This window comes from Streptomyces sp. OR43 (genome assembly GCF_008042275.1).
Classification (GTDB): Bacteria; Actinomycetota; Actinomycetes; order Streptomycetales; family Streptomycetaceae; genus Streptomyces.
Window position 1 is genome coordinate 504,292 of sequence record NZ_RDBK01000025.1, and the last position, 24,000, is coordinate 528,291.

The window sequence follows — 24,000 nt, forward strand, 5'->3', positions numbered from 1 at the left end:
ACCCCCGCCCCACCCGGCGGATCCGCACGACCGCACCGCCCGGCCTGCCACGGCCGCGGCGGCGCTCCGCTCACGGCGCAATACGGTGAACCCACCCACTGCCATGCCGAGGAGCAACGTCGAGATGTCGTCCGACTTCTTCATTCCGGACCCGGAGGGTCTGATCCCCAGCGCCGAGGGTTACTTCGGCGCGTACGGCGGAAAGTTCATCCCGGAGGCGCTCGTCGCCGCCGTGGACGAGGTCGCCGTCGAGTACGACAAGGCCAAGGCCGACCCGGCCTTCGCCGCCGAGCTCAACGAGCTGATGGTGAACTACACCGGCCGGCCCAGCGCCCTGACCGAGGTCAAGCGGTTCGCCGAGCACGCCGGCGGCGCGCGGATCTTCCTCAAGCGCGAAGACCTGAACCACACCGGCTCGCACAAGATCAACAACGTGCTGGGCCAGGCGCTGCTCACCAGGCGCATGGGCAAGACCCGCGTCATCGCGGAGACCGGGGCCGGCCAGCACGGCGTCGCCACCGCGACCGCCTGCGCGCTCTTCGGGCTCGAATGCACCATCTATATGGGTGAGATCGACACCGAGCGCCAGGCGCTGAACGTGGCGCGCATGCGGATGCTCGGTGCCGAGGTCATCGCGGTGAAGTCTGGCTCCCGCACGCTGAAGGACGCCATCAACGAGGCGTTCCGCGACTGGGTCGCCAACGTCGACCGCACCCACTACCTCTTCGGTACGGTCGCGGGCCCGCACCCCTTCCCCGCCATGGTCCGCGACTTCCACCGCGTGATCGGCGTCGAGGCCCGGCGCCAGATCCTGGAGCGGGCCGGCCGGCTGCCGGACGCCGCCATCGCCTGCGTCGGCGGCGGCTCCAACGCCATCGGCCTCTTCCACGCCCTCATCCCCGACGCGGGCGTCCGCCTCATCGGCTGCGAGCCCGCCGGGCACGGGGTGGAGACCGGCGAGCACGCGGCGACCCTGACCGAGGGCGAACCCGGCATCCTGCACGGCTCGCGCAGCTACGTCCTCCAGGACGACGAGGGCCAGATCACCGAGCCGTACTCCATCTCGGCCGGCCTGGACTACCCGGGCATCGGCCCGGAGCACGCCTACCTGAAGGACGTCGGCCGCGGCGAGTACCGCGCGGTCACCGACGACGCGGCCATGCAGGCGCTGCGCCTGCTCTCGCGCACCGAGGGGATCATCCCGGCCATCGAGAGCGCGCACGCGCTGGCCGGCGCCCTGGAGGTCGGCAAGGAGCTCGGCAAGGACGGTCTGATCCTGGTCAACCTGTCCGGCCGCGGCGACAAGGACATGGACACGGCAGCGCGCTACTTCGGGCTGTACGACACCGACGCCGCCGTCGAGGCCGACGCGGGCAGCGAAGGCGCCGAGATCGAGGGGGACGCCAAGTGAGCGGCAACATCGAACTGCTGAACACCACGCTCGCCGCCGCGAAGGCCGAGAACCGGGCCGCGCTGATCGCGTACCTGCCGGCCGGGTTCCCGACCGTGGACGGCGCCATCGAGGCCGTCAAGGCCGTGGCCGCGGGCGGCGCCGACGTCGTCGAGGTGGGGCTGCCCCACAGCGATCCCGTGCTCGACGGGCCCGTCATCCAGACGGCCGACGACATCGCGCTGCGCGGCGGGGTGCGGATCGCCGACGTGATGCGCACGGTCCGCGAGGCGCACGAGGCGACCGGCATCCCCATCCTCGTCATGACGTACTGGAACCCGATCGACCGGTACGGCGTCGAGCGCTTCACCGCCGAACTCGCCGAGGCCGGCGGCGCCGGGTGCATCCTGCCCGACCTGCCGGTCCAGGAGTCCGCCCTGTGGCGTGAGCACGCCGACAAGCACGGTCTGGCGACCGTCTTCGTCGTCGCGCCCAGCAGCAAGGACGAGCGGCTCGCCACCATCACGGCGGCCGGCTCCGGCTTCGTGTACGCCGCCTCGCTGATGGGGGTCACCGGTACCCGTGTCTCGGTCGGCGAACAGGCCCAGGACCTGGTGCGGCGTACTCGCGCCACCACGGACATCCCGGTCTGCGTCGGCCTCGGCGTCTCCAACGCCGACCAGGCCGCCGAGGTCGCGGGCTTCGCCGACGGCGTCATCGTCGGCTCCGCCTTCGTCAAGCGGATGCTCGACGCGCCGGACGAGGCGGCGGGCCTCACGGCCGTCCGCTCACTGGCGGCCGACCTGGCCGAAGGTGTTCGAAAGCGCTGACACCCTGCCTCACCCGAATGGGTGGACCTGGGACCGGGGAGGCACGCGCGTGCCTCCCCGGTTCGTTGCTGCGGGTGTGAGCGAGAAGAACCAAGAGGGAAAACGGGCCGCGCGAGACCGGCTGAACCAGCAGCGCGAGCTGGCGCGGGCGCGTGAGCGCCGCCGCCGCACGCTGATCGTCTCCGCCGCCGTGGTGGGAATCCTGGGACTGGCCGCCGTCGTCGGCCTGATCGCGGCCAACAGCGGCGGCAAGGGCGACAAGGCCAAGGCGTCGGGCCCCGCCGTCGCACCGTCCGGTGCCACCGGCAAGGACAGCCTGACCATTCCGGTGGGAGCGGACGACGCCCCGTCCACGCTCACGGTCTGGGAGGACTTCCGCTGCCCGGTCTGCGCCCAGTTCGAGAACGCGTTCCGCGACACGATCCACCAGATGGAGCAGAGCGGGCAGCTCAAGGTCGAGTACCACTTCGCCACGCTGATCGACGGCAACCTCGGCGGCAGCGGCTCCCTCAAGGCGGCCAACGCGGCAGCCTGCGCCCAGGACGCCGGCAAGTTCCCCGCCTACCACGACGTCCTGTACAGCAACCAGCCGCCGGAGTCCGACGACGCCTTCGGCGACAACAGCAAGCTCATCGAGCTGTCCAAGAAGGTCGAGGGCCTCGACACGCCCGCGTTCCGCAGCTGTGTGGAGGACGGGGCGCACGACGCCTGGGTGGAGAAGTCCAACACCGCGTTCGAGAACGGCGGATTCCAGGGCACACCGACGGCGCTGCTCAACGGCGAGTCGATCTTCCCCAAGAAGGGCGACGAGCCGATCACCGTGGCCAACCTGAAGAAGTGGGTCGCCGAGGCCAACAAGGGCAAGAAGCCGGGGACCGTCACCCCCGCCCCCTCGGGGTCCTGAGCGGAGGGCAGCCGGGGGAATCGATGACCGGCTCGTTACCCAGACGTTGTCGGGCGGGTTGCCGTACGTCCCGCCCGGCAGGGTAGCGTCGACCGTGCCATGAATCTTGCCTACATCCCCAGCCCGTCGACCGGCGTGATCGATCTCGGACCGATCCCGCTCCGCGGCTACGCGTTCTGCATCATCATCGGTGTCTTCGTCGCCGTATGGTTCGGCAACAAGCGCTGGATCGCCCGAGGCGGCAGAGCCGGCACGGTCGCCGACATCGCCGTCTGGGCCGTGCCCTTCGGCCTGGTCGGCGGCAGGCTCTACCACGTCATCACCGACTACCAGCTGTACTTCAGCGACGGTGAGAACTGGGTCGACGCCTTCAAGATCTGGCAGGGCGGCCTCGGTATCTGGGGTGCGATCGCGTTCGGCGCGGTCGGTGCCTGGATCGGCTGCCGCCGCCGCGGGATCCCGCTGCCCGCCTGGGCCGACGCGCTCGCCCCGGGCATCGCCCTGGCCCAGGCCTGCGGCCGCTGGGGCAACTGGTTCAACCAGGAGCTGTACGGCAAGGCGACCGACGTCCCATGGGCGCTGAAGATCAGCGAGGGTCCCAACCGGGTCGCCGGCACCTACCACCCGACCTTCCTGTACGAGTCGCTGTGGTGCATCGGTGTGGCGCTCCTGGTGATCTGGGCGGACCGCCGCTTCAAGCTCGGACACGGGCGGGCGTTCGCGCTGTACGTCGCGGCCTACTGCGCGGGCCGTGCCTGGATCGAGTACATGCGTGTCGACGAGGCCCACCACATCCTGGGCCTGCGGCTCAACGTGTGGACCGCGCTGATCATGTTCGTGCTGGCGGTGACGTACATCGTGATCTCGGCGAAGGTACGGCCGGGGCGCGAGGAGATCGTCGAGCCGGAGGCGTCAAAGACGCCCGAGGCCAAGGACGGCGAGGCCGCCGAGGACACGGAGTCCCCCGAAGCGAAGCAGGCCGAGGCCGACACCGACGCCGAAGCCGACGAGGACGCGCCGAAGACGAACGGTGAGGCGGAGACGGCCAAGGGCTGACGCCGACACCGCACGCACGACCACGAGGGGCCGCCGGACGATACGGCGGCCCCTCGTCATGTCCGTGGCTGCGGCACGGTGTCCTCAATCGCCGGACGGGCTCGATTCCGCCAGGGCCAGCGTGCGGTGGGCCTGGGCGACCACCGCCGCGTCGACGAAGCGGCCGTCCGGCAGGGCCAGGGCACCCGCCTCGACCCGGGCCGCCTCGACGATCTCCTGAGCCGCCTCGACCTCCTGCGGAGTCGGCCGGAACGCCCGCTCGATCACCGGGAGCTGGCGGGGGTGGATCGCCGCCCGGCCGAGGAACCCGAGCGCCCGCCCATGGGCGCAGGACGCCCAGAGCCCGTCCAGGTCCCGGACGTCCGGGAACACCGACTGGATGGGCGGGGCCAGCCCGGCCGCCCTTGCCGCGACCACCACCCGGCTGCGCGACCAGTCGAGCCCCGCGTCCTCGCGCACCCCCAGATCGGCCCGGAGGTCCGCCTCCCCGAGGGCGAGGGAACGCACCTGCGGATGGGCACTGGCCACCGAGTACGCGTGCTCGATGCCGAGCGCCGACTCCAGCAGCGGACAGAGCGCGACCCCCGGGGCCAGTGCCGCGATGTGGTGGACGGACGCGGCATGCGTGATCTTCGGCAGCCGCAGTCCGGCGAGGCCCGGCAGCCCTGCCAGGGCCAGCACGTCCGTCTCGTCGTTGACCCGGACGTGGACCGGCGGCGCCGTGGGGGAGGCCGGATCGGAGAGCAGCTCGACGGCGGCGGACCGTGCGTACTCCTTGCGGTCGGGGGCGACCGCGTCCTCCAGGTCGACGATCACCCGGTCCGCCCCTGAGTCCCGCGCCTTGCGCACCACATCCGGCCGGTCCCCGGGCACGTACAGCCACGTCAGCGGGGTCTCGGCGGTCACAGGACACGCTCCGACCGCAGTGCCGCGATCTCCTCGCCGCTCAGCCCGAGCCCGGTGAGGATCTCCTCCGTGTCCGCCCCGTGCGGCCGCCCCGCCCAGCGGATGCCTCCGGGGGTGCCGGAGAGCCGGAAGAGGACGTTCTGCATCCGCAGCGGGCCCAGCTCCGGATCGTCCACCTCCGTGATGGAGTCCAGGGCCCGGTACTGCGGATCCTCCATCACGTCACGGATGTCGTGGATGGGCGCGATGGCCGCCTCCGCCTTCTCGAACGCCGAGATCGCCTCGTCCCGGGTGCGCCGCCCGATCCAGTGGCCGACCGCCTCGTCGAGTTCGTCGCTGTGCTCGGCCCTGGTGGTGCCCGAGGCGAACCACGGCTCCTCGGTCAGCTCCTCCCGGCCCACCAGGCGCATCACCCGCTCCGCGACGGACTGCGCCGACGTGGAGACGGCCACCCACTGCCCGTCCGAGGTGCGGTAGGTGTTGCGCGGGGCGTTGTTGCGCGAACGGTTGCCGGTGCGCGGCTGGACGTATCCGAGCTGGTCGTACCAGAGAGGCTGCGGGCCGAGCACCGTCAGGATCGGTTCGATGATCGCCATGTCGACGACCTGGCCCTCGCCCGTGCGGTCCCGGCCGGCCAGCGCCGCCATCACGGCGAACGACGTGGCCAGCGCCGCGATCGAGTCGGCGAGACCGAAGGGCGGCAGCGTCGGAGGGCCGTCCGGCTCCCCGGTGATCGCCGCGAACCCGCTCATCGCCTCCGCGAGCGTGCCGAAGCCGGGCCGGTGCGCGTACGGGCCGAACTGGCCGAAGCCCGTGACCCGGACCAGCACGAGACGCGGGTTGACGGCGTGCAGCTCCGTCGGCCCGAGGCCCCACCGCTCCAGCGTGCCCGGCCGGAAGTTCTCGATGATCACGTCGGTGTCGGCGGCGAGCCGGAGCAGCAGATCGCGGCCGCCCGGGCAGGCCAGATCGAGGGTGAGGTTGCGCTTGTTGCGGCCGAGCAGCTTCCACCACAGACCGACGCCGTCCTTCGTCGGGCCGTGCCCCCGGGACGGGTCGGGCTTGCTCGGATGCTCGACCTTGATCACATCGGCGCCGAAGTCGCCCAGCATCGTGGCGCACAGGGGGCCCGCGAACAGGGTGGCGAGATCGATGACGCGCAGCCCCGTCAGGGGCGCCGCTCCCGGCGCGCTCACGCGGCGTCGATTTCGGTGCGGTACGGCATGGAGATCGAGGCACCCGGTTTCTGGACACAGAGCGCGGCGGCCGACGAGGCCCAGGCGATGGCCCGCGGCACCGGCCGTCCCTCGCCGAGTGCCACGGCGAGCGTGCCGACGAACGTGTCCCCGGCCCCGGTGGTGTCGACGGAGATGACCTCGGGGGCGGGGAAGTGGACGGTCCGGCTGCCCCGTGCTGCGTACAGGCAGCCCTTCGAACCGAGCGTGATGACGAGCGCGGGCACCTGGCTGAGCAGGATCTCGGCCGCCGCGTGCGGTTCGGCGTGTCCCGACAGTTCAGCCGCCTCGTACTCGTTGGCGATCAGCAGGTCGACACAGTCGAGGAGTTCGGCGGGCAGTTGCTGTACGGGGGACGGGGTGAGGATCGTCCGTACGCCCTGGGCGTGACCGGCGCGGGCGCCTTCGATCACGGCGGAGAGCGGCAGTTCGAGCTGGAGCAGCAGCAGATCGGCCTCCGCGATGGCGGCGATCTCGCCCGGGCCGAGCGCGGTGACGGTGCCGTTGGCGCCGGGGATCACGACGATCGCGTTGGATCCCTTGCCGTCCACCACGATGTGCGCGGTGCCGCTGGGTCCTTCCGCCGTGTGCAGGAGATCGGTGTCGACGCCGGAATGCTCCAGGTTCTCCCGCATCCGGACGCCGTACTCGTCGTCGCCGACCGCGCCGATCATCATCACGTCACCGCCCGCGCGGGCGGCGGCGACGGCCTGGTTGGCGCCCTTGCCGCCGGGAACGGTGCGGAACTCCCGCCCGGTGACGGTCTCCCCGCGCTCCGGGGCCCGGTCGACGTAGGCCACAAGATCCATATTGGTGCTGCCGAGCACCGCGACTTTGGTCATGGGCGGAGTGCCTCCTCGTGGGTGAGCCGGGCGAGCGGTGTGAGCCGGTGGGTCAGGTCGGCGAGGGTGTCGAAGCCGACCGAGTCGAAACCGGGGACGGACGTGGCGAGCCGGTTCTTCAGCGGGGTGGTCCACCGGTCGGGCAGCGCGTCCGGCCGTCCGGCCAGCAGGCCGGCGAGCGAACCGGCGCTCGCCCCGTTGGAGTCGGTGTCCCAGCCGCCGGACACCGCACGGCAGACCGAGCCGCTGAAGTCGCCGTCGGCATGGGTGAGGGCGGCGGCGAGCAGAGCGGCGTTGGGCAGCACATGTACCCAGTGATACCTGCCGTACGCCGCGTGCAGCCGGTCGACGACGGTATCGAAACGGTCCTCCTCGCGGGCCGTGGCGATACCGTCCCGCACGGCCTGCGCGAACCGCGAGCGCGGCGGCACCACGCGCAGACCGGCGGCGAGGCATCCGTGCACATCGGCCTCGCCCCCGGCCGCCTCCGCGAGCGCCGCCGCGGTGAACATGGCGCCGTACACCCCGTTCCCGGTGTGGGTGAGGACCGCGTCGCGATGCGCCTGTTCCGCCGCCGCGCCGGGATCGCCGGGATGGGTCCAGCCGTGGACGTCGGCACGGATCTGCGCCCCGATCCACTCCCGGAACGGATTGCGGTGGCGGGCGGTGTCCGGCGGTTCGAGGCCGTCGAGCAGATTGCGGTACGCGACCCGCTCGGCGGTGAACGTCCGGCCCGCCGGAAGCTCCTCCAGCCAGAGCCCGGCCAGGTCGGCGGTCGTGAAGGAGCTGCCGTGGCGCTGGAGCAACAACACGGTGAGCAGCGGGTAGTTGAGGTCGTCGTCCTCGGGCATCCCGTCGATGTTCTCGGCCAGCGAGGTGGGCGCCGAGCGGCGGTTCCAGGGGTAGGTGGCGGCCAGCGCCGGGGGCAGGCCGCGGGCGGTGAACCAGGTACTCAGCGGCCAGTTGCCGGTGGCCCGGGCCAGGGCGCGGATGCCCTCCAGCGGCAGCTTCTCGACCGGCTTGCCGAGCAGACAGCCGGCGGCGCGGCCCAGCCAGGCCGCGTGCAGCCGCTCGCGGTCCACGGCGCCCGGCTCCGTGCGCGGGCGCGGCCACTGCGGGCAGGCGTCCCGGATCGCGGCGAGGGCGGTCGGTTCGTCGTCGGCCAGCGGCGAGTCCAGCAGGGCCAGTTCGTCCAGCAGACGTACGGCGACCGCGCGCAGCCCGGGCGGAGCCGGGGGAGCCGAGGCGCCCGCGCGGTCCGGGGCCGGCGAGCCGCCGGCCTCGTACCAACGGCGTTCGATGTCCCGGACGTCCCGCCCGTCCTCGGCCGCCTGCCGCAACTCGTGCCCGACCAGGTCCTCGGGCTGGACCCAGGTCGCCCGCACCGTCGCGGTCACGGCCGGGCCAGTGCGGCGAAGGCGGCCTCGTGGGCGCGGCGGCGGGCCGTGTCATGGGCGAACACCTCGCGCGCGACCTCGGCCAGGGTGTGGGCCGGGGCACGCAGATCGAGCCGGCTGGCCTCGCCGACCGTCTTCGCCCAGTCGGCCGGGACCGCCCGCTCGCCGTGCAGCGCGCCCGCGATCGCGCCGCCCATCGTGGCGATCGAGTCGCAGTCCCGCCCGTAGTTGACCGACCCGAGGACCGTCTGCCGGTAGTCCCCGTCCGCGACCAGCAGCATCCCGAGCGCGACGGGGAGCTCCTCGATGGCGTGCAGCCGGGACGGGCGGCGCGCGCCGAGCGAGGGGGCGCGGTAGTCGGGGCCGACCGTGTCGAAGGGGGCGATGGCCTCCCGCAGCGGGACGAGCGCCGACTCGAAGTCCCGGTGTCCGACCGCCGTTTCGCAGACCGCGTCGATCGCGGTCCGGGTGCCGTCCTTGGCGAGCGACAGACACGTCTCGACGACGCTCGTGGGCGTCGCGCCCGGGACGCAGGCCGCGGCGACGGCAGCCGCGAAGACTGCCGCCGCCTCCCTCCCGTACGACGACTGATGGGCGCTTGCGACCTCCAGTGCCTCGGCGTACGCGGCCTGCGGATCCGCCGCGTTCACCAGGCCGACGGGCGCCATGTACATCGCCGCACCGCAGTTGACGATGTTCCCGCTGCCCGCCTCGCGCGGGTCGACATGGCCGTAGTGCAGCCGGGCGACGATCCACTTCTCGGCGAGGAAGATCCGCTGCAGCGGCAGCGCCTCCGCCTCCAGTTCCGGAATCCAGCGGGGCTTCGAGATCAGCTCCGGCACCAGGTGGTCGGCGACGGCGTACGCGTCGAGGTGGTCGCGGACCTTCCCGTACACGCGTACCAGCGCATGGGTCATCAAGGTGTCGTCGGTGACGTGCCCGTCACCCTTGTGGTACGGCGCGATGGGGCGGGCGGTACGCCAGTCGTCGCCGCCCCACGGGCCGACGACGCCGGTGATCCGCCCGCCGTGGCGCGCCACGATCTGTTCCGGGGCGTAGCCCTCGACCGGACCGCCGAGCGCGTCGCCGACGGCCGCGCCGACGAGCGCGCCCGCGATCCGTTCATCGAGGGTGGGCGCCGCGGGCGTCGTGGGGGGTGCGGACCTCGTGGGCGCCGGGGGCGCGGTGGATGTCATGTCCGAATTGTCCACCCGCGGGCGCTGGTTCCGTGTCTGCCAGCAGCCCGGCGAGTTCGATCAGGTCCGTGCCCGCGAAACGGGGCAGCGCGCACCCCGCCAGGGTGCGGCACGCCTCGCGCCAGCCGTCGGGCACGGACGTGATCGAGCCGAGCGCGCCGGTGAGCGCACCGGCCAGGGCGGGCGCCGAGTCGGCGACCCTGGACAGGCAGGCCGCCGCCGGCACGGCCTGCGCGATGTCACCGCGCGCCGCGGTGGCCAGGGCCAGGGCGACCGGGACCGTCTCGGCCGCGGCGATCCCGTAGCTGTAGACGTGGTCGACGATCTGATGCTCCAGCACCGGCACGAGGGCGAACGCACCGGCCCGCTCTCCGGCGAAGTCGCGGGCGATGCGGACCGCGTGGGCGGCGTTGCGCGCGATCTCGGTGCCTTCGGGGAGCTGGGCGAGCGCGGCGTTCACCGCGGTGTCCACGTCCGCCCCGCCGAGCGCCTCGGCGATCGCGGCGGCCATCGCCCGCGCCCCGTGCACCCCGTCGCCGTCCTGGGTGTAGCGCGCGTCGAACTCCGCGAGGCCGGCCGCGGCCTCGGGGTCGCCGGGGTGCACGACGGCCAGCACGGCGGCCCGCACACACGCCGCGTCGTCGAAGTAGTGCGGGTTGTCGTGCCCGGTGGCGGGCGGGCGGAGACCGGCGGCGAGGTTGCCGAGCCCGGCCCGGACCGAGATCCGGGCCCGCAGCGGCAGGACCGCCGACTCGACCTCCGGCGCCCGGGCGGCCGCGGCGGCGACCTCGGCGGCCAGCGCGTTCCACGCCGCGTCCACCGCAGCCCGCATCCGCCTCCCCGGGGCCAGGCCCTGGAGCGCACCCGCCGCCGACGTGAGCACGGTCCCGGCGGCGAAGGCCGCCCATTCCGCGTCGTCGGACGGGCCGAGCCGCAGGGGCTCGGGCGGCTGGTTGAGCGCGATGGGGACCGGCAGCGTGGTCGTCGCGTTCTGCTCGGCGAAGGTGTCGAGCTCCCGGGTCAGGCGCCGGGTCCACTCCGGCATCCGGGCCGCCCGGTGCCGCGCGGCCGGCCACCCGGCGGCGTCCCCGGCGGCCAGCCCGAGCAGCAGCCCCTCGATACGGGCCCGGCGAGGTGTCCGCGGCCGGGCGGCTTCGGGACCGGCCCCGGTCCGGCCGGCCCCGGTCGGTCCCGTCTCCGTCCCTGAGGTCTCGGTCCGCGCGGTCTCGTTCCCTGCGCTTTCGCGCAGCCGCTCGCCGCTGCTGTCGCCGTCGCCGGGGAGCTCGCGCATGTCCTCGGGATGCGTGGGGGCGTCCGGGCGCGCGGTCCGTGCGGTGTCCCCGGCGGTGGTCATCGCCCCACCGCCGTCGCGGGAGCGTCGCCCACCGGGGTTCCCGGACCGGGCGGGCCGTCCGCCGCGCCCACCGCGCCATCCGCCCGCGCCCGAGCCCGGGGCGGCGGGGGCGGGGGTCCGCCGTCCCCGCCCCGTTCCTCCGTCTCGTCCGGGGTGAGCAGCTCCGCGATGTCCAGGACGTGGTAGCCGCGCATCGACGGCAGGCAGCTGCCGCGGACCGGGCCGATCGCGTCGGCCCAGAGGCGCGGGATGGCGGACGCCCCGTGCAGCGCACCGGCCAGGGCCCCCGCCACCGCGGCCGTCGTATCGGCGTCGCGGCCCATGTTGACCGCCATCAGCACCGCCGTACGGAAGTCGCCGCGCGCCGCCGCGAACGCGCCGAAGGCCAGCCCCACCGCCTCCGGCGCCAGGTCCGTCCACGGATAGCCGCCGATGACGACGGCCGAACGCACCGCCCGCTCCCGCGTGAGGCGGTCGGGATACGGGCGCTGCGCCGCCGTGACCGCCCGGCGCAGCGAGCGCGCCGTCCACGAGTCCATCGGCACGACGGAGAGCGCGGCGGCGATCACGGAGGTGACCCCGGCCCCCGTCATCGCGGCCGCCACCCCGGCCGCCACCGCCTGGCCGCCGTAGATGCCCTCGCCCTCATGGCTGACCCGGCCGTCCACCGCGACCAGCCGCGCCGCCTCCCCGGGCCGGCCCGCCGCGAAGACGCCGAAGGGGGCTGCCCGCATCGCCAGGCCGTCGCTCCAGGCGTGCCGGTGCTGGGCCGAGATGGGGGCGGCCAGGCCGCGGCGCAGGTTCTCCAGCGTGCCGCGCTCGCTGAACCCGGCACCCCGGAACGGCCCCTCGTCCAGATCCGCGATCCACAGGTGCCAGGCCCGCTCGACATGCGTGACGGTCAGCGCCGAGCCGTGCCGGGCCAGCAGCAGCCCGGAGAAGATCGCGTACTCCGTGTCGTCCGTGCCCGCCGGGTCGTCGCTCACGAAGCCCTCGATCCGGCCCCAGCGGCGGCGGATCTCGGAGGGCCGCATGTTCTCCGCGGGAGCGCCCAGCGCGTCGCCGACCGCGAGGCCCAGCAGCGCGCCCCTGGCCCGGTCACCGAGACCGCCCGGGGCCGCGCCGGCCGGTTCGGGAGCCCCGCGTACCGCCGCCCGCGCGCCGTTCGTCCGCGGTCCTGCCGGATTTCCTGCGCCTCGCTCCATCGCGTCGACCCTTCGCTCGTACCGAGCCAGTTCTCGTCCCTGTGGGATCTGTGCCACGCGGAGCCACGACAGAGGCCGGTTATCACCACAAAAGGGCCACTCGGATGACGGCCTTCGGACAGCAAGGCAAGCCGTACCTACCTGGTTACTCAGGGTGGTAAGTACGGCCTGCCTTGCTGGCGGGAGCCATTTTTCGTGCGTACTTTCGAGGGTGTCGAGCGGGGCGGAGCGTATGAGAGCCGCTGCCGGAGAAGGGGAGAGCTGTGTCCATCATCGAGACCGACGCCGTACTGCACGAGGCGCACCGGGACAACCACACCCACCGTGACGTGAACGGCGGATGGCTGCGTCCGGCCGTGTTCGGTGCGATGGACGGGCTCGTCTCGAACCTCGCCCTGATGACCGGTGTCGCGGGCGGCGACGTCTCGCACCGCACGATCGTGATCACCGGCCTGGCCGGACTGGCCGCGGGTGCCTTCTCCATGGCGGCCGGCGAATACACCTCCGTCGCCTCGCAGCGCGAACTCGTCGAGGCCGAGCTCGACGTCGAGCGGCGCGAGCTGCGCAAGCACCCCAAGGACGAGGAGCGGGAGCTCGCCGCGCTCTACGAGTCCCGCGGCGTCGAGACCGGGCTCGCCCGCGAGGTCGCCCGGCAGCTGTCGCGCGACCCCGAGCAGGCCCTGGAGATCCACGCCCGCGAGGAGCTCGGCATCGACCCGGGCGACCTGCCCTCGCCGCTCGTCGCCGCGGTCTCCTCGTTCGGTGCCTTCGCGCTGGGCGCGCTGCTGCCCGTACTGCCGTATCTCCTCGGCGCGGACGCGATGTGGCCCGCCGTGCTGCTCGCCCTGGCCGGACTGTTCGGCTGCGGCGCGGTGGTCGCCCGGGTGACGGCACGCAGCTGGTGGTTCAGCGGGCTGCGGCAGTTGCTGCTGGGTGGTGCGGCGGCCGCGATCACGTACGGCCTGGGCGCCCTGTTCGGGGTCGCCGTCGGAGGCTGAGTCCCCGCGTCCGGTACCGTCCACGGCCACGTACACCCTCCGGTGCACGTGGCCGTAACGTATGCGCCATCTGTGTGACGTACGTCCTGACCGCCGCCACTGGGCGGATCGGCCGCACGCGACGTAAAATGAGACTCTATGCAGGGCTACACATAAGTAGTCGTTACCCGGCGGTTTCGTTTCCTTTGCCACCGGGCATGAGCCGTAGACACCGCAGGCAACGACGCCTGCTCTCTGCGGTCTCCCGGGCGCCGATCCTCCGACTGCGACCCCCTTCACCGTCACGGCGGTGTCCGTATGTTGGAACGAGCTATCCGCTTTTTGAGAAGCGTCCCATCATGTAATCTGCACGAAATTTCGCAGAGGGCCAACGTCGTCCCTCGGCACTGAAAATGCCACGACGACGACGGGAGAGCCGATGCGCACCGACGCCTGGTCGCCCATGGACGGTCGCCCCGCCCAGCAGGGGATGTACGACCCCCGCAACGAGCACGACGCCTGTGGCGTGGGGTTCGTAGCCACTCTGACCGGTGTGGCCGGCCACGAGCTGGTCGAGCAGGCGCTGACCGTACTGCGCAACCTCGAACACCGCGGAGCCACCGGATCCGAGCCCGACTCCGGTGACGGTGCCGGAATCCTGCTCCAGGTCCCGGACGCCTTCCTGCGCGAAGAGGTCACCTTCGAGCTCCCCGAGGCCGGCGCCTACGCGGTCGGCATCGCCTTCCTGCCCGCGGACGACTCCACCGAGGCCGTCCGCAACCTCGAGAAGATCGCCGCCGAAGAGGGCCTCAAGGTCCTCGGCTGGCGCGAGGTCCCGGTCACCCCCGACATCCTCGGCAACGGCGCCCGCGCCACCATGCCCGAGTTCCGCCAGCTCTTCGTCGCCGACGGCGAGAGCACCGGCATCGTCCTGGACCGCAAGGCCTTCGTGCTGCGCAAGCGCGCCGAGCGTGAGACCGGGGTCTACTTCCCGTCGCTCTCCGCCCGCACGATCGTCTACAAGGGCATGCTCACCACCGGGCAGCTGGAGCCGTTCTTCCCGGACCTCTCCGACCGCCGGTTCGCCACCACGGTCGCGCTGGTCCACTCCCGCTTCTCCACCAACACCTTCCCGAGCTGGCCGCTCGCCCACCCGTACCGCTTCGTCGCGCACAACGGCGAGATCAACACGGTCAAGGGCAACCGCAACTGGATGAAGGCCCGCGAGTCCCAGCTCGCCTCCAGCCTCTTCGGTACGGAGCAGCTGGACCGGATCTTCCCCGTCTGCACCCCGGACGCCTCCGACTCGGCCTCCTTCGACGAGGTCCTGGAGCTGCTCCACCTCGGCGGCCGTTCCCTGCCGCACTCGGTCCTGATGATGGTTCCCGAGGCGTGGGAGAACCACGCCTCCATGGACCCGGCCCGGCGCGCCTTCTACCAGTACCACGCCACGATGATGGAGCCCTGGGACGGCCCGGCCTGCGTCACCTTCACCGACGGCGTCCAGGTCGGCGCGGTCCTCGACCGCAACGGTCTGCGCCCCGGCCGCTACTGGGTCACCGACGACGGCCTCGTCGTGCTGTCCTCCGAGGTCGGCGTCCTGGACATCGACCCCGCCAAGGTCGTCCGCAAGGGCCGCCTCCAGCCGGGCAAGATGTTCCTCGTCGACACCGCCGAGCACCGCATCATCGAGGACGACGAGATCAAGGCGTCCCTGGCCGCCGAGAACCCGTACCAGGAGTGGCTGGAAACCGGCGAGATCGAGCTCGAGGACCTCCCCGAGCGCGAGCACATCGTCCACACCCACGCCTCCGTCACCCGCCGCCAGCAGACCTTCGGCTACACCGAGGAAGAGCTCCGCGTCATCCTCGCCCCGATGGCCCGCACCGCGGGCGAGCCGCTCGGCTCCATGGGCACGGACTCGCCGATCGCCGCGCTCTCCGAGCGCCCCCGGCTGCTCTTCGACTACTTCACCCAGCTGTTCGCCCAGGTCACCAACCCGCCGCTGGACGCCATCCGCGAGGAGCTCGTCACCTCGCTGCGCTCCTCGCTCGGCCCCGCGGGCAACCTCCTGGAGCCGACCGCCGCATCCTGTCGCAGCGTCACGCTGCCCTTCCCGGTGATCGACAACGACGAGCTGGCCAAGCTCATACACATCAACGCCGACGGCGACATGCCGGGCATGAAGGCCGCGACGCTTTCCGGCCTCTACCGGGTCGGCGGCGGCGGCGACGCACTCGCCGCGCGGATCGAGCAGATCTGCACCGAGGTCGACGCCGCCATAGAGGACGGCGCCCGCCTGATCGTCCTGTCCGACCGGCACTCCGACGCCGAGCACGCGCCGATCCCCTCGCTGCTGCTCACCTCGGCCGTCCACCACCACCTCATCCGCACCAAGCAGCGCACCCAGGTGGGTCTGCTGGTCGAGGCCGGTGACGTCCGCGAGGTCCACCACGTCGCCCTGCTGATCGGCTACGGCGCCGCCGCGGTCAACCCCTACCTGGCCATGGAGTCCGTCGAGGACCTCGTCCGCGCCGGCACGTTCATCGAGGGCATCGAGGCCGAACAGGCCATCCGCAACCTCATCTACGCGCTGGGCAAGGGCGTCCTCAAGGTCATGTCCAAGATGGGCATCTCCACCGTCGCCTCCTACCGCGGCGCCCAGGTCTTCGAGGCCGTCGGTCTCGACGAGGACTTCGTCGCGCAGTACTTCAACGGCACCGCCACCAAGATCGGCGGCGCCGGACTCGACGTCGTCGCCAAGGAGGTCGCCGCCCGGCACGCCAAGGGCTACCCCGCCACCGGCATCTCCGCCTCGCACCGCGCGCTGGAGATCGGCGGCGAGTACCAGTGGCGCCGCGAGGGCGAGCCGCACCTGTTCGACCCGGAGACGGTCTTCCGCCTCCAGCACGCCACCCGCAACCGCCGGTACGACATCTTCAAGAAGTACACGGACCGGGTGAACGAGCAGTCCGAGCGCCTGATGACGCTCCGCGGACTCTTCGGCTTCGCCTCGGACCGCGAGGCCATCGACATCGACGAGGTCGAGTCCGTGGCCGACATCGTCAAGCGCTTCTCCACCGGCGCCATGTCGTACGGCTCGATCTCCCGCGAGGCGCACGAGACCCTCGCCATCGCCATGAACCAGCTCGGCGGCAAGTCCAACACCGGTGAGGGCGGCGAGGACGCCGACCGGCTCTACGACCCGGCCCGCCGCTCGTCCATCAAGCAGGTCGCCTCCGGCCGCTTCGGTGTCACCAGCGAGTACCTGGTCAACGCGGACGACATCCAGATCAAGATGGCGCAGGGAGCCAAGCCCGGCGAGGGTGGCCAGCTGCCCGGCCACAAGGTCTACCCGTGGGTCGCCAAGACCCGGCACTCCACCCCGGGTGTCGGCCTGATCTCCCCGCCGCCGCACCACGACATCTACTCCATCGAGGACCTGGCTCAGCTGATCCACGACCTCAAGAACGCCAACCCGGCGGCCCGCATCCACGTGAAGCTGGTCTCCGAGGTCGGTGTCGGCACGGTCGCCGCCGGTGTCTCCAAGGCGCACGCGGACGTCGTCCTCATCTCCGGCCACGACGGCGGAACGGGCGCCTCCCCGCTCACCTCCCTGAAGCACGCGGGCGGACCCTGGGAGCTCGGCCTCGCCGAGACCCAGCAGACCCTGCTGCTCAACGGGCTGCGCGACCGCATCGTCGTGCAGACGGACGGCCAGCTCAAGACCGGCCGCGACGTCGTCATCGCCGCGCTGCTGGGTGCCGAGGAGTTCGGTTTCGCGACCGCTCCGCTCGTCGTCTCCGGCTGCGTCATGATGCGCGTCTGCCACCTCGACACGTGCCCGGTCGGCATCGCCACCCAGAACCCGGTCCTGCGGGACCGCTTCTCCGGCAAGGCCGAGTACATCGTCAACTTCTTCGAGTTCATCGCCCAGGAAGTCCGCGAGATCCTCGCCGAGCTCGGCTTCCGTACGATCGAAGAGGCCGTCGGCCACGCCGAGCTCCTGGACACCGACCGTGCGATCACGCACTGGAAGGCCCAGGGCCTCGACCTCGCCCCGCTGTTCTACGTCCCCGAGCTGGCCGACGGCGCCGTCCGTCACCAGATCGCCGAGCAGGACCACGGTCTCTCCAAGGCCCTCGACAACGAGCTCATCAAGCTCGCCGCCGACGCCCTGAACGCCGACAGCGCCGAGTCCGCCCTGCCGGTCCGCGCGCAGGTCGCGATCCGCAACATCAACCGGACCGTCGGCACCATGCTCGGCCACGAGGTCACGAAGAAGTTCGGCGGTGCGGGCCTGCCCCAGGACACCATCGACATCACCTTCACCGGCTCCGCGGGCCAGTCCTTCGGCGCCTTCCTCCCGAGCGGTGTGACGCTGCGCCTGGAGGGCGACGCCAACGACTACGTCGGCAAGGGCCTCTCCGGCGGCCGTGTCGTCGTCCGCCCGGACCGCGGCGCCGACCACCTCGCCGAGTACTCCACCATCGCGGGCAACACCATCGCCTACGGCGCCACCGGCGGCGAACTGTTCCTGCGCGGCCGCACCGGTGAACGGTTCTGCGTCCGCAACTCCGGCGCCACGGTCGTCTCGGAAGGCGTGGGCGACCACGGCTGCGAGTACATGACCGGCGGACACGCCGTCGTCCTCGGCGAGACCGGACGCAACTTCGCGGCCGGCATGTCGGGCGGTGTCGCCTACGTCATCGACCTGAACCGCGACCACGTCAACGTCGGGAACCTCGGCGCCGTCGAGGAACTCTCCGACACCGACAGGCAGTGGCTGCACGACGTCGTGCGCCGCCACCAGGAGGAGACCGGATCCACGGTCGCCGAAAAGCTCCTCGCCGAGTGGGACGCCTCGGCGGCCCGCTTCAGCAAGATCATCCCGTCCACCTACAAGGCAGTGCTCGCCGCCAAGGACGCCGCTGAGCTCGCCGGTCTCTCCGAGCAGGAGACCACCGAGAAGATGATGGAGGCGGCGACCCATGGCTGACCCCAAGGGCTTCCTGACCACCGGACGCGAGGTCGCCCAGACCCGCCCCGTCGGCGAGCGCGTCAAGGACTGGAACGAGGTCTACGTTCCGGGCTCGCTGCTCCCGATCATCAGCAAGCAGGCCGGCCGCTGCATGGACTGCGGCATCCCGTTCTGCCACAACGGCTGTCCGCTCGGAAACCTCATCCCCGAGTGGAACGACTACGCCTACCGCGAGGACTGGACCGCCGCGTCCGAGCGCCTGCACGCCACGAACAACTTCCCGGAGTTCACCGGGCGGCTCTGCCCGGCCCCGTGCGAGTCGGCGTGTGTGCTCGGCATCAACCAGCCGGCCGTCACCATCAAGAACGTCGAAGTCTCCATCATCGACCAGGCGTGGGACCGCGGCGACGTCACCCCGCAGCCGCCCGAGCGCCTCTCCGGCAAGACCGTGGCCGTCATCGGCTCCGGCCCGGCCGGACTCGCCGCCGCCCAGCAGCTGACCCGGGCCGGTCACACCGTCGCCGTCTACGAGCGCGCGGACCGCATCGGGGGACTCCTGCGGTACGGCATCCCCGAGTTCAAGATGGAGAAGTCGCACATCAACCGCCGCATCGAGCAGATGCGCGCGGAAGGCACCAAGTTCCGCACCGAGATCGAGGTCGGCAAGGACATCGACGCCGCGAAGCTGCGGCGCCGCTACGACGCCGTCGTCATCGCCGCCGGTGCCACCGTCTCCCGTGACCTGCCCGTCCCGGGCCGTGAGCTGAACGGCGTGCACTTCGCGATGGAGTACCTGCCGCTCGCCAACAAGGTGCAGGAGGGCGACCTGACGGTCTCCCCGATCACCGCGGAGGGCAAGCACGTCGTCGTCATCGGCGGCGGCGACACCGGCGCCGACTGCGTCGGCACCGCCCACCGCCAGGGCGCCCTCTCCGTCACCCAGCTGGAGATCATGCCGCAGCCGGGCGAGGAGCGGAACGCCAACCAGCCCTGGCCGACCTTCCCCATGCTCTACAAGGTCACCTCCGCGCACGAGGAGGGCGGCGAGCGGGTCTACTCCGTCTCCACCACCCACTTCGAGGGCGACGAGGACGGCAACGTCCAGGCCCTCCACCTCGTCGAGGTGGAGTTCAAGGACGGTAAGCTGGAGCAGAAGCCCGGCACCGAGCGGCAGATCCCCGCACAGCTGGTCACCCTCGCGATGGGCTTCACCGGCACGGACCAGGCCAACGGCCTCGTCCAGCAGTTCGGTCTGGAGCTCGACGCACGGGGCAACGTGGCCCGTGACGACGACTACGCCACCAACGTCGACGGAGTGTTCGTCGCCGGTGACGCGGGCCGCGGCCAGTCCCTCATCGTGTGGGCCATCGCCGAGGGCCGCTCCGCGGCACGCGGTGTGGACCGCTTCCTGACCGGAGCCAGCGCACTGCCGGCCCCGATCCGCCCGACGGACCGTTCCCTGACGGTCTGATCACGGCACACAGACGTCCCGTACAACGGCGTACGGAACTGAACGCGGCGCCTGCCCGTCCCCGACCGGACGATTCGGCAGGCGCCGTGGCGCATCCCGGGGCGGGTCGCAGACCCGCTCCTCAGGGCCGGCGCACAGGTGGCGGCGGACACCGCCGTCACCGGGCCAGGGCCTCAGGTGGTCAGGGCCAGCGCACAGGTGGCGGCGGACACCGCCGTCACCGGGCCAGGGCCTCAGGTGGTCAGGGCCAGCGCACAGGTGGCGGCGGACACCGCCGTCACCGAGAGCACCAGACCGGTCAGGACGAAGCGCCGCACATCGATCCGCGTCCCCTGCCAGCGGCACCGCTCGAACCACAGCAGCGTCGCCAGCGACCCCCACGGCGTGACGACCGACCCCGTGTTGACCCCGATCAGCAGGGCCAGCAGCTGGTGGTGGTTGTCCGCGGGGACGACCGCCTCGCCCGCCACGTACGCCGGCAGGTTGTTCAGCACGTTCGACAGCCCGGCTCCCACCCCGGCCGACCGCAGCATGCCCGCGAAGCCGTCGTCCGAGCCGAGCGCCCGCACCAGCAGCTCGTGCAGGCCGTGCGCACCGACCGTCTCCACGACCAGGAACATCCCGGGCACCAGCACCAGCAGCCGCCAGGGGACGAGCGAGAGCCGCAGCTCCTCCCGGCGGCGCACCGCGTAGGCCGCCACCACGACCACCATCGCGACCAGCGAGGCCGACCACAGCGGCACGTCCAGCAGCAGGATCGCCAGCAGGAACCCGCCGCACGCCACCGCACAGATCCTCAGCAGGACCGGATCACCGGGCACGGGCAGCGCGGGCGGCGTGTAGCGGTCCGCGCCGCGACGGCCGCGGCGCCAGTAGAACACCCACAGACACCCGGCCGTCACCCCGATCGCGGCCAGCTGGGGCAGCCACATCACGCCGGCCAGACCGGCCGGCGACAGCGCCACGCGGTCCGCCGCCAGCAGATTGGTCAGGTTCGACACCGGCAGCAGCAGACTCGCCGTGTTGGCCAGCCACACCGTCGTCATCGCCAACGGCAGGGCCGCGATGCCCACCCGGGTCCCGAGCGCCAGCATCACCGGGGTGAGCAGGACCGCGGTCGTGTCCAGGTTCAGGGTGATCGTGGTCAGCGAAGCGAAGACCACACACAGCCCGAAGAGCAACGGATACCGGCCCCGTCCCGCGCGTGCCACCCAGGCCGCCACCACATCGAAGACCTGCGCCCGGCCCGCCAGTTCCGCCAGCACGATCACGGTCGCCAGGAACGCCAGCAGCGGCCCGATCCGGCGCATCTGGTCGGCCGCCGGCCCGGCGGGCAGCAGCCCGGTCGCCGCGGCGGCCAGCCCCAGGACGAGCAGCCCGCCCGCCAGCCAGTCCAGAGGATGCAGCCGCCGCATCAGGGAGAGGGCACCGGAGCGCGCGGCTCCCGGCGCGGAGTGATCATTCCGCATGCGGGCATCGTGTCAGACCGGGCACCCGACGCCGCTCACCCCGTCAGCGCCGAGCTCTTGAGGACCACCAGCAGCACCAGCACGGCGAACAGCACCACACACCCGGCCGCCTGCACCGGCGTGCGGCGCTGCGCCGGGGCGTACGCGTAGACGACCGTGACGATCCCACCGGTCAGCAGTCCGCCCAGATGCCCCTCCCAGGAGGTGAAGGACGCCGAGATCACCATCCAGACCAGGAACCCGGCCAGGAACCGGTTCACCGCCCGCATGTCGCGGCCCAGCCGCCGGTTGATCACGTAGAACGACGCCGCGAGTCCGAAGACCGCCCCCGAGGCGCCCACCGCGGAGTCGAGCGGCGCGACCAGGTACAGCAGCACCGAACCGCCCAGCGCGGACAGCAGATACAGCGCGAGATACCGGGCCCGGCCCAGCTCCCGCTCGACGACCCGGCCCAGATTCCACAGCGCGTACATGTTGAAGAGGATGTGCAGCACCCCGAACGGCAGCGATCCGAAGGCGGACTCGCCCGGCGGCAGGTGCAGGAAGGCCCCGGTCAGCAGCCGGTACCACTCGCCGTCCACCACACCCGTCACGTCGAAGCCCGGGAAGCCGCCGTCCACGTAGACGTACTGGCTGCCGTCCGGGCCGGTCAGCCCGGCGCCCGTCATCGCGAACCGGTCGACGATCCCCGGACGGACCAGCTCGCCCAGGTACACCAGGATGTTGAGGCCCATCAGCACATACGTGACGAGCGGCACCGCGTTCCGGGCCACCGCGCCGCCGAACACCGTCCGTGCCTGCCGCACCGAGCGCCGGCCCTCCTTCACGCACTCGACGCAGTGATGGCCGACGGCCGCCTCCCGCATGCAGTCGGGGCAGATGAAGCGTTCGCAGCGGGTGCAGCTCACGTACGTCTCGTACGAGGGGTGGCGGTAGCACGTGGTGACGGCGGCCTCCATGGCCGGCTCCTTCATCGGGTGTGCGAACAGAGGCCGGTGGGGGCGGCGGCGATCAAGATAGCGAACCCGGGGGAGCGGTCTAGGCTCGGGGTTCCACACCGCCGACGATCGGAGCCCCCTGATGACCGCCGAGGCGTTCCGGATCCTGCGCGCGGCCGGCCGCACACCTGTGGCCTGGCACAACGGCGGCGGCACCACCCGCGAGATCGCCGCATCCCCCGGCGCCACCACCGGCTCCTTCGACTGGCGGGTCAGCCTGGCCGACGTGGCCGCGGACGGGCCGTTCTCCGTGTTCCCGGGCGTCGACCGGACCCTGACGGTGGTGGAGGGCGCCGGGATGGACCTGATGGTGGACGGCGAGCACCACATCGTCGACGAGCCCTACTGGCCGCACGACTTCCCGGGTGACGTGGCGACGGACGGCCGGCTGCTGGCGGGCCCGGTCGTGAACCTCAACGTGATGTACCGCAGGGGCCGCGTCCGGGCCGAGACGGCGGTGGTACGCGGCACCCTCCGGCTGATGGCTCCGGAGGGCGGGGCGGTGCTGGCCGTGGCGCTGGAGGACGGGGCCAGCATCGACGGCACGGACGTCCGGCTCGGCCGCTACGACGCGGTGGTGCTGCGGAGCAGGGCGTCGTGCGTGCTGCGGACCCAGGGGGACGCGGCGCTGGTGACCGTGTCGGGGGCCGCGAGCCCGGCGTGACCCGGACGAGAGCCCCACAAGCCGGCATGACCGGGACGAGAGGCCCTACGAGCCCGGCATGACCCGGACGAGAGCCTCACAAGCCGGTGTGATCCGGACGAGAGGCCCTACGAGCCCGGCACCCAGTAGCGGTGTACCTCGGAGACGGCCGGGGGCCCGCCCGCGGCGGGCAGTCCCTGCTTCTCGGCGACGGGCATGATCACCGCACCGAACTTGTCCATGGCCTCCTGGGACTCCCAGAGGTCGTACACCTCGATACCCGAATCGGTGGCCACGCAGACGTGCGAGAGGCAGCCCGCGAACGTGTCGCCGGGCAGCGACTCCAGTTCCGCGTTCAGCGCGTCGTACTGGGCCGTCGTCACACCCGGCAGCGACGCCTTCATGAAGATCGCCATCTGAACTCACCTCGGAGGGGGAGCGGCCCTCCCTGCCGCCCGGACGGCGGCCTCCACTCCTCCAGCACACCACGCCGGGGCCGCCGCGGCATCCGTCCGGGTGGTCCCTCGCCGTGCTTGGGGAATCCGGACAGAGGATGTCGGGTTTCCCGGGTTCGATGGCGACATGACCTCAACGAACTGGACAGACTTCAAGGCCGCCGAGCCGGACTTCGCCGACACCGTGCGCCGGCGCTTCGAGCAGTACAAGCACCACGTCCTGGCCACCCTCCGCAAGGACGGCTCGCCCCGGGTGACCGGCCTCGAAGTGGACTTCCGGCTGGACCAGCCGCTCCTCGGCATGATGCCGAACTCACGCAAGGCGCTGGACCTGCGGCGCGACCCCCGCTTCGCGGTGCAGGCCAACCCGGGTCCCGACGCCGAGATGGCCGACGGGGACGTCCGGATCTCGGGACGCGCGGTGGAGGTGACCGACGCCGAGCTGCTGGCCCGCTTCATCGATGTGGTGAAGCCGCCGGAACCCTTCCACCTCTTCCGGGTGGAGCTCACCGAGGTCGTACGCACCGGGATCGAGGGCGGCGACACCATGGTCATCCAGGTCTGGCGCCCCGGCCGCCGAGGTGTTCGCCGCCCAGGGATACAACGCCACGACCGTCCGCAGGATCGCGGACGCGGCCGGCATGCTCGCGGGCAGCCTCTACTACCACTTCGATTCCAAGGAATCGATGCT

The 24,000-nt window shown here is 72.1% G+C and carries 18 protein-coding genes and 2 pseudogenes; 10 read left to right on the forward strand and 10 right to left on the reverse strand.

Going from position 1 to position 24,000, the window contains the following annotated elements; translation table 11 throughout:
• Positions 1-124 precede the first annotated feature (124 nt).
• The 4 genes from trpB (at position 125) to lgt (ending at position 4,180) form a co-directional block, all read left to right on the forward strand.
• Positions 125-1,411, forward strand: coding sequence for a tryptophan synthase subunit beta (gene trpB, locus EAO72_RS14990; protein ID WP_148017852.1), 1,287 nt, complete (start codon positions 125-127; stop codon positions 1,409-1,411).
• Positions 1,408-2,220 carry a tryptophan synthase subunit alpha gene (trpA, locus tag EAO72_RS14995; RefSeq protein ID WP_148017781.1) on the forward strand — a complete coding sequence of 271 codons (813 nt, stop codon included), beginning with the start codon at positions 1,408-1,410 and terminating at the stop codon, positions 2,218-2,220. Before trpB ends, trpA begins: the two co-directional genes overlap by 4 nt.
• A gap of 76 nt (positions 2,221-2,296) precedes the next feature.
• Entirely contained in the window at positions 2,297-3,124 is an 828-nt protein-coding gene (locus tag EAO72_RS15000; RefSeq protein WP_148017782.1) for a DsbA family protein, read from the forward strand.
• Between the two features lie 99 nt (positions 3,125-3,223).
• Positions 3,224-4,180 (forward strand): prolipoprotein diacylglyceryl transferase, encoded by a 957-nt coding sequence (gene lgt, locus EAO72_RS15005; RefSeq protein ID WP_148017783.1) that lies wholly within the window; start codon positions 3,224-3,226, stop codon positions 4,178-4,180.
• An 84-nt stretch (positions 4,181-4,264) separates the two neighbouring features.
• On the opposite strand, the gene EAO72_RS15010 is transcribed toward lgt, so the two are convergent.
• The 7 genes from EAO72_RS15010 to EAO72_RS15040 are packed head-to-tail and all read right to left on the reverse strand — an operon-like array spanning position 4,265 to position 12,315.
• Positions 4,265-5,086: an HpcH/HpaI aldolase/citrate lyase family protein gene (locus tag EAO72_RS15010; protein ID WP_148017784.1), complete on the reverse strand. Its 822-nt coding sequence runs from the start codon at positions 5,084-5,086 to the stop codon at positions 4,265-4,267.
• Positions 5,083-6,282, reverse strand: coding sequence for a CaiB/BaiF CoA transferase family protein (locus EAO72_RS15015; protein ID WP_148017785.1), 1,200 nt, complete (start codon positions 6,280-6,282; stop codon positions 5,083-5,085). Before EAO72_RS15015 ends, EAO72_RS15010 begins: the two co-directional genes overlap by 4 nt.
• Complete coding sequence (gene rbsK / locus EAO72_RS15020; protein WP_148017786.1) at positions 6,279-7,163, reverse strand: ribokinase; 885 nt, start codon at positions 7,161-7,163, stop codon at positions 6,279-6,281. The genes EAO72_RS15015 and rbsK overlap by 4 nt, the downstream gene beginning before the upstream one ends.
• On the reverse strand, positions 7,160-8,560 hold the full coding sequence (locus EAO72_RS15025) for an ADP-ribosylglycohydrolase family protein (RefSeq protein WP_148017787.1): 1,401 nt from the start codon (positions 8,558-8,560) through the stop codon (positions 7,160-7,162). The genes rbsK and EAO72_RS15025 overlap by 4 nt, the downstream gene beginning before the upstream one ends.
• Positions 8,557-9,756 (reverse strand): ADP-ribosylglycohydrolase family protein, encoded by a 1,200-nt coding sequence (locus EAO72_RS15030; protein ID WP_148017788.1) that lies wholly within the window; start codon positions 9,754-9,756, stop codon positions 8,557-8,559. The genes EAO72_RS15025 and EAO72_RS15030 overlap by 4 nt, the downstream gene beginning before the upstream one ends.
• Positions 9,683-11,110: an ADP-ribosylglycohydrolase family protein gene (locus EAO72_RS15035; protein ID WP_261991472.1), complete on the reverse strand. Its 1,428-nt coding sequence runs from the start codon at positions 11,108-11,110 to the stop codon at positions 9,683-9,685. Before EAO72_RS15035 ends, EAO72_RS15030 begins: the two co-directional genes overlap by 74 nt.
• Positions 11,107-12,315 (reverse strand): ADP-ribosylglycohydrolase family protein, encoded by a 1,209-nt coding sequence (locus EAO72_RS15040; protein ID WP_261991473.1) that lies wholly within the window; start codon positions 12,313-12,315, stop codon positions 11,107-11,109. Before EAO72_RS15040 ends, EAO72_RS15035 begins: the two co-directional genes overlap by 4 nt.
• 263 nt (positions 12,316-12,578) lie before the next feature.
• Between EAO72_RS15040 and EAO72_RS15045 the strand changes: the two genes are divergently transcribed.
• From EAO72_RS15045 to EAO72_RS15055, 3 genes are all read left to right on the forward strand, one after another.
• A complete protein-coding gene (locus EAO72_RS15045) occupies positions 12,579-13,313 on the forward strand; it encodes a VIT1/CCC1 transporter family protein (RefSeq protein WP_148017789.1) in 735 nt (244 codons plus the stop codon).
• A 418-nt stretch (positions 13,314-13,731) separates the two neighbouring features.
• Positions 13,732-18,291, forward strand: a complete 4,560-nt coding sequence (gene gltB, locus EAO72_RS15050; protein WP_148017790.1) for a glutamate synthase large subunit — start codon at positions 13,732-13,734, stop codon at positions 18,289-18,291.
• Positions 18,284-19,744: a glutamate synthase subunit beta gene (locus EAO72_RS15055; RefSeq protein ID WP_148017791.1), complete on the forward strand. Its 1,461-nt coding sequence runs from the start codon at positions 18,284-18,286 to the stop codon at positions 19,742-19,744. Before gltB ends, EAO72_RS15055 begins: the two co-directional genes overlap by 8 nt.
• 233 nt (positions 19,745-19,977) lie before the next feature.
• On the opposite strand, the gene EAO72_RS15060 is transcribed toward EAO72_RS15055, so the two are convergent.
• Together EAO72_RS15060 and EAO72_RS15065 are read right to left on the reverse strand one after the other, a co-directional pair.
• A complete protein-coding gene (locus EAO72_RS15060) occupies positions 19,978-21,213 on the reverse strand; it encodes an ArsB/NhaD family transporter (RefSeq protein ID WP_148017792.1) in 1,236 nt (411 codons plus the stop codon).
• A gap of 35 nt (positions 21,214-21,248) precedes the next feature.
• A complete protein-coding gene (locus EAO72_RS15065; protein WP_148017793.1) occupies positions 21,249-22,172 on the reverse strand; it encodes a rhomboid family intramembrane serine protease in 924 nt (307 codons plus the stop codon).
• Between the two features lie 121 nt (positions 22,173-22,293).
• On the opposite strand from EAO72_RS15065, the gene EAO72_RS15070 reads away from it, so the two are divergent.
• A complete protein-coding gene (locus EAO72_RS15070; protein WP_148017794.1) occupies positions 22,294-22,875 on the forward strand; it encodes a HutD/Ves family protein in 582 nt (193 codons plus the stop codon).
• A 107-nt stretch (positions 22,876-22,982) separates the two neighbouring features.
• Here the strand turns inward: EAO72_RS15070 and EAO72_RS15075 are convergent, their stop codons facing one another.
• On the reverse strand, positions 22,983-23,270 hold the full coding sequence (locus tag EAO72_RS15075) for a hypothetical protein (RefSeq protein WP_148017795.1): 288 nt from the start codon (positions 23,268-23,270) through the stop codon (positions 22,983-22,985).
• Between the two features lie 166 nt (positions 23,271-23,436).
• On the opposite strand from EAO72_RS15075, the pseudogene EAO72_RS43050 reads away from it, so the two are divergent.
• Positions 23,437-23,901, forward strand: a pseudogene (locus EAO72_RS43050) (pyridoxamine 5'-phosphate oxidase family protein); the annotation flags it as partial.
• Positions 23,876-24,000 (forward strand): annotated as a pseudogene (locus EAO72_RS15080) (helix-turn-helix domain-containing protein); the annotation flags it as partial. The pseudogenes EAO72_RS43050 and EAO72_RS15080, both read left to right, overlap by 26 nt.

What these genes read in the sequence shown, in the direction of transcription:
- trpB (WP_148017852.1), top strand. Translation starts at nt 125, where the DNA reads ATGTCGTCCGACTTCTTCATTCCGGACCCGGAGGGTCTGATCCCCAGC.
- lgt (WP_148017783.1), top strand. Translation starts at nt 3,224, where the DNA reads ATGAATCTTGCCTACATCCCCAGCCCGTCGACCGGCGTGATCGATCTC.
- rbsK (WP_148017786.1), bottom strand. Translation starts at nt 7,163, where the DNA reads ATGACCAAAGTCGCGGTGCTCGGCAGCACCAATATGGATCTTGTGGCC.
- EAO72_RS15030 (WP_148017788.1), bottom strand. Translation starts at nt 9,756, where the DNA reads ATGACATCCACCGCGCCCCCGGCGCCCACGAGGTCCGCACCCCCCACG.
- EAO72_RS15035 (WP_261991472.1), bottom strand. Translation starts at nt 11,110, where the DNA reads ATGACCACCGCCGGGGACACCGCACGGACCGCGCGCCCGGACGCCCCC.
- EAO72_RS15040 (WP_261991473.1), bottom strand. Translation starts at nt 12,315, where the DNA reads ATGGAGCGAGGCGCAGGAAATCCGGCAGGACCGCGGACGAACGGCGCG.
- gltB (WP_148017790.1), top strand. Translation starts at nt 13,732, where the DNA reads ATGCGCACCGACGCCTGGTCGCCCATGGACGGTCGCCCCGCCCAGCAG.
- EAO72_RS15055 (WP_148017791.1), top strand. Translation starts at nt 18,284, where the DNA reads ATGGCTGACCCCAAGGGCTTCCTGACCACCGGACGCGAGGTCGCCCAG.
- EAO72_RS15060 (WP_148017792.1), bottom strand. Translation starts at nt 21,213, where the DNA reads ATGCGGAATGATCACTCCGCGCCGGGAGCCGCGCGCTCCGGTGCCCTC.
- EAO72_RS15065 (WP_148017793.1), bottom strand. Translation starts at nt 22,172, where the DNA reads ATGGAGGCCGCCGTCACCACGTGCTACCGCCACCCCTCGTACGAGACG.
- EAO72_RS15070 (WP_148017794.1), top strand. Translation starts at nt 22,294, where the DNA reads ATGACCGCCGAGGCGTTCCGGATCCTGCGCGCGGCCGGCCGCACACCT.
- EAO72_RS15075 (WP_148017795.1), bottom strand. Translation starts at nt 23,270, where the DNA reads ATGGCGATCTTCATGAAGGCGTCGCTGCCGGGTGTGACGACGGCCCAG.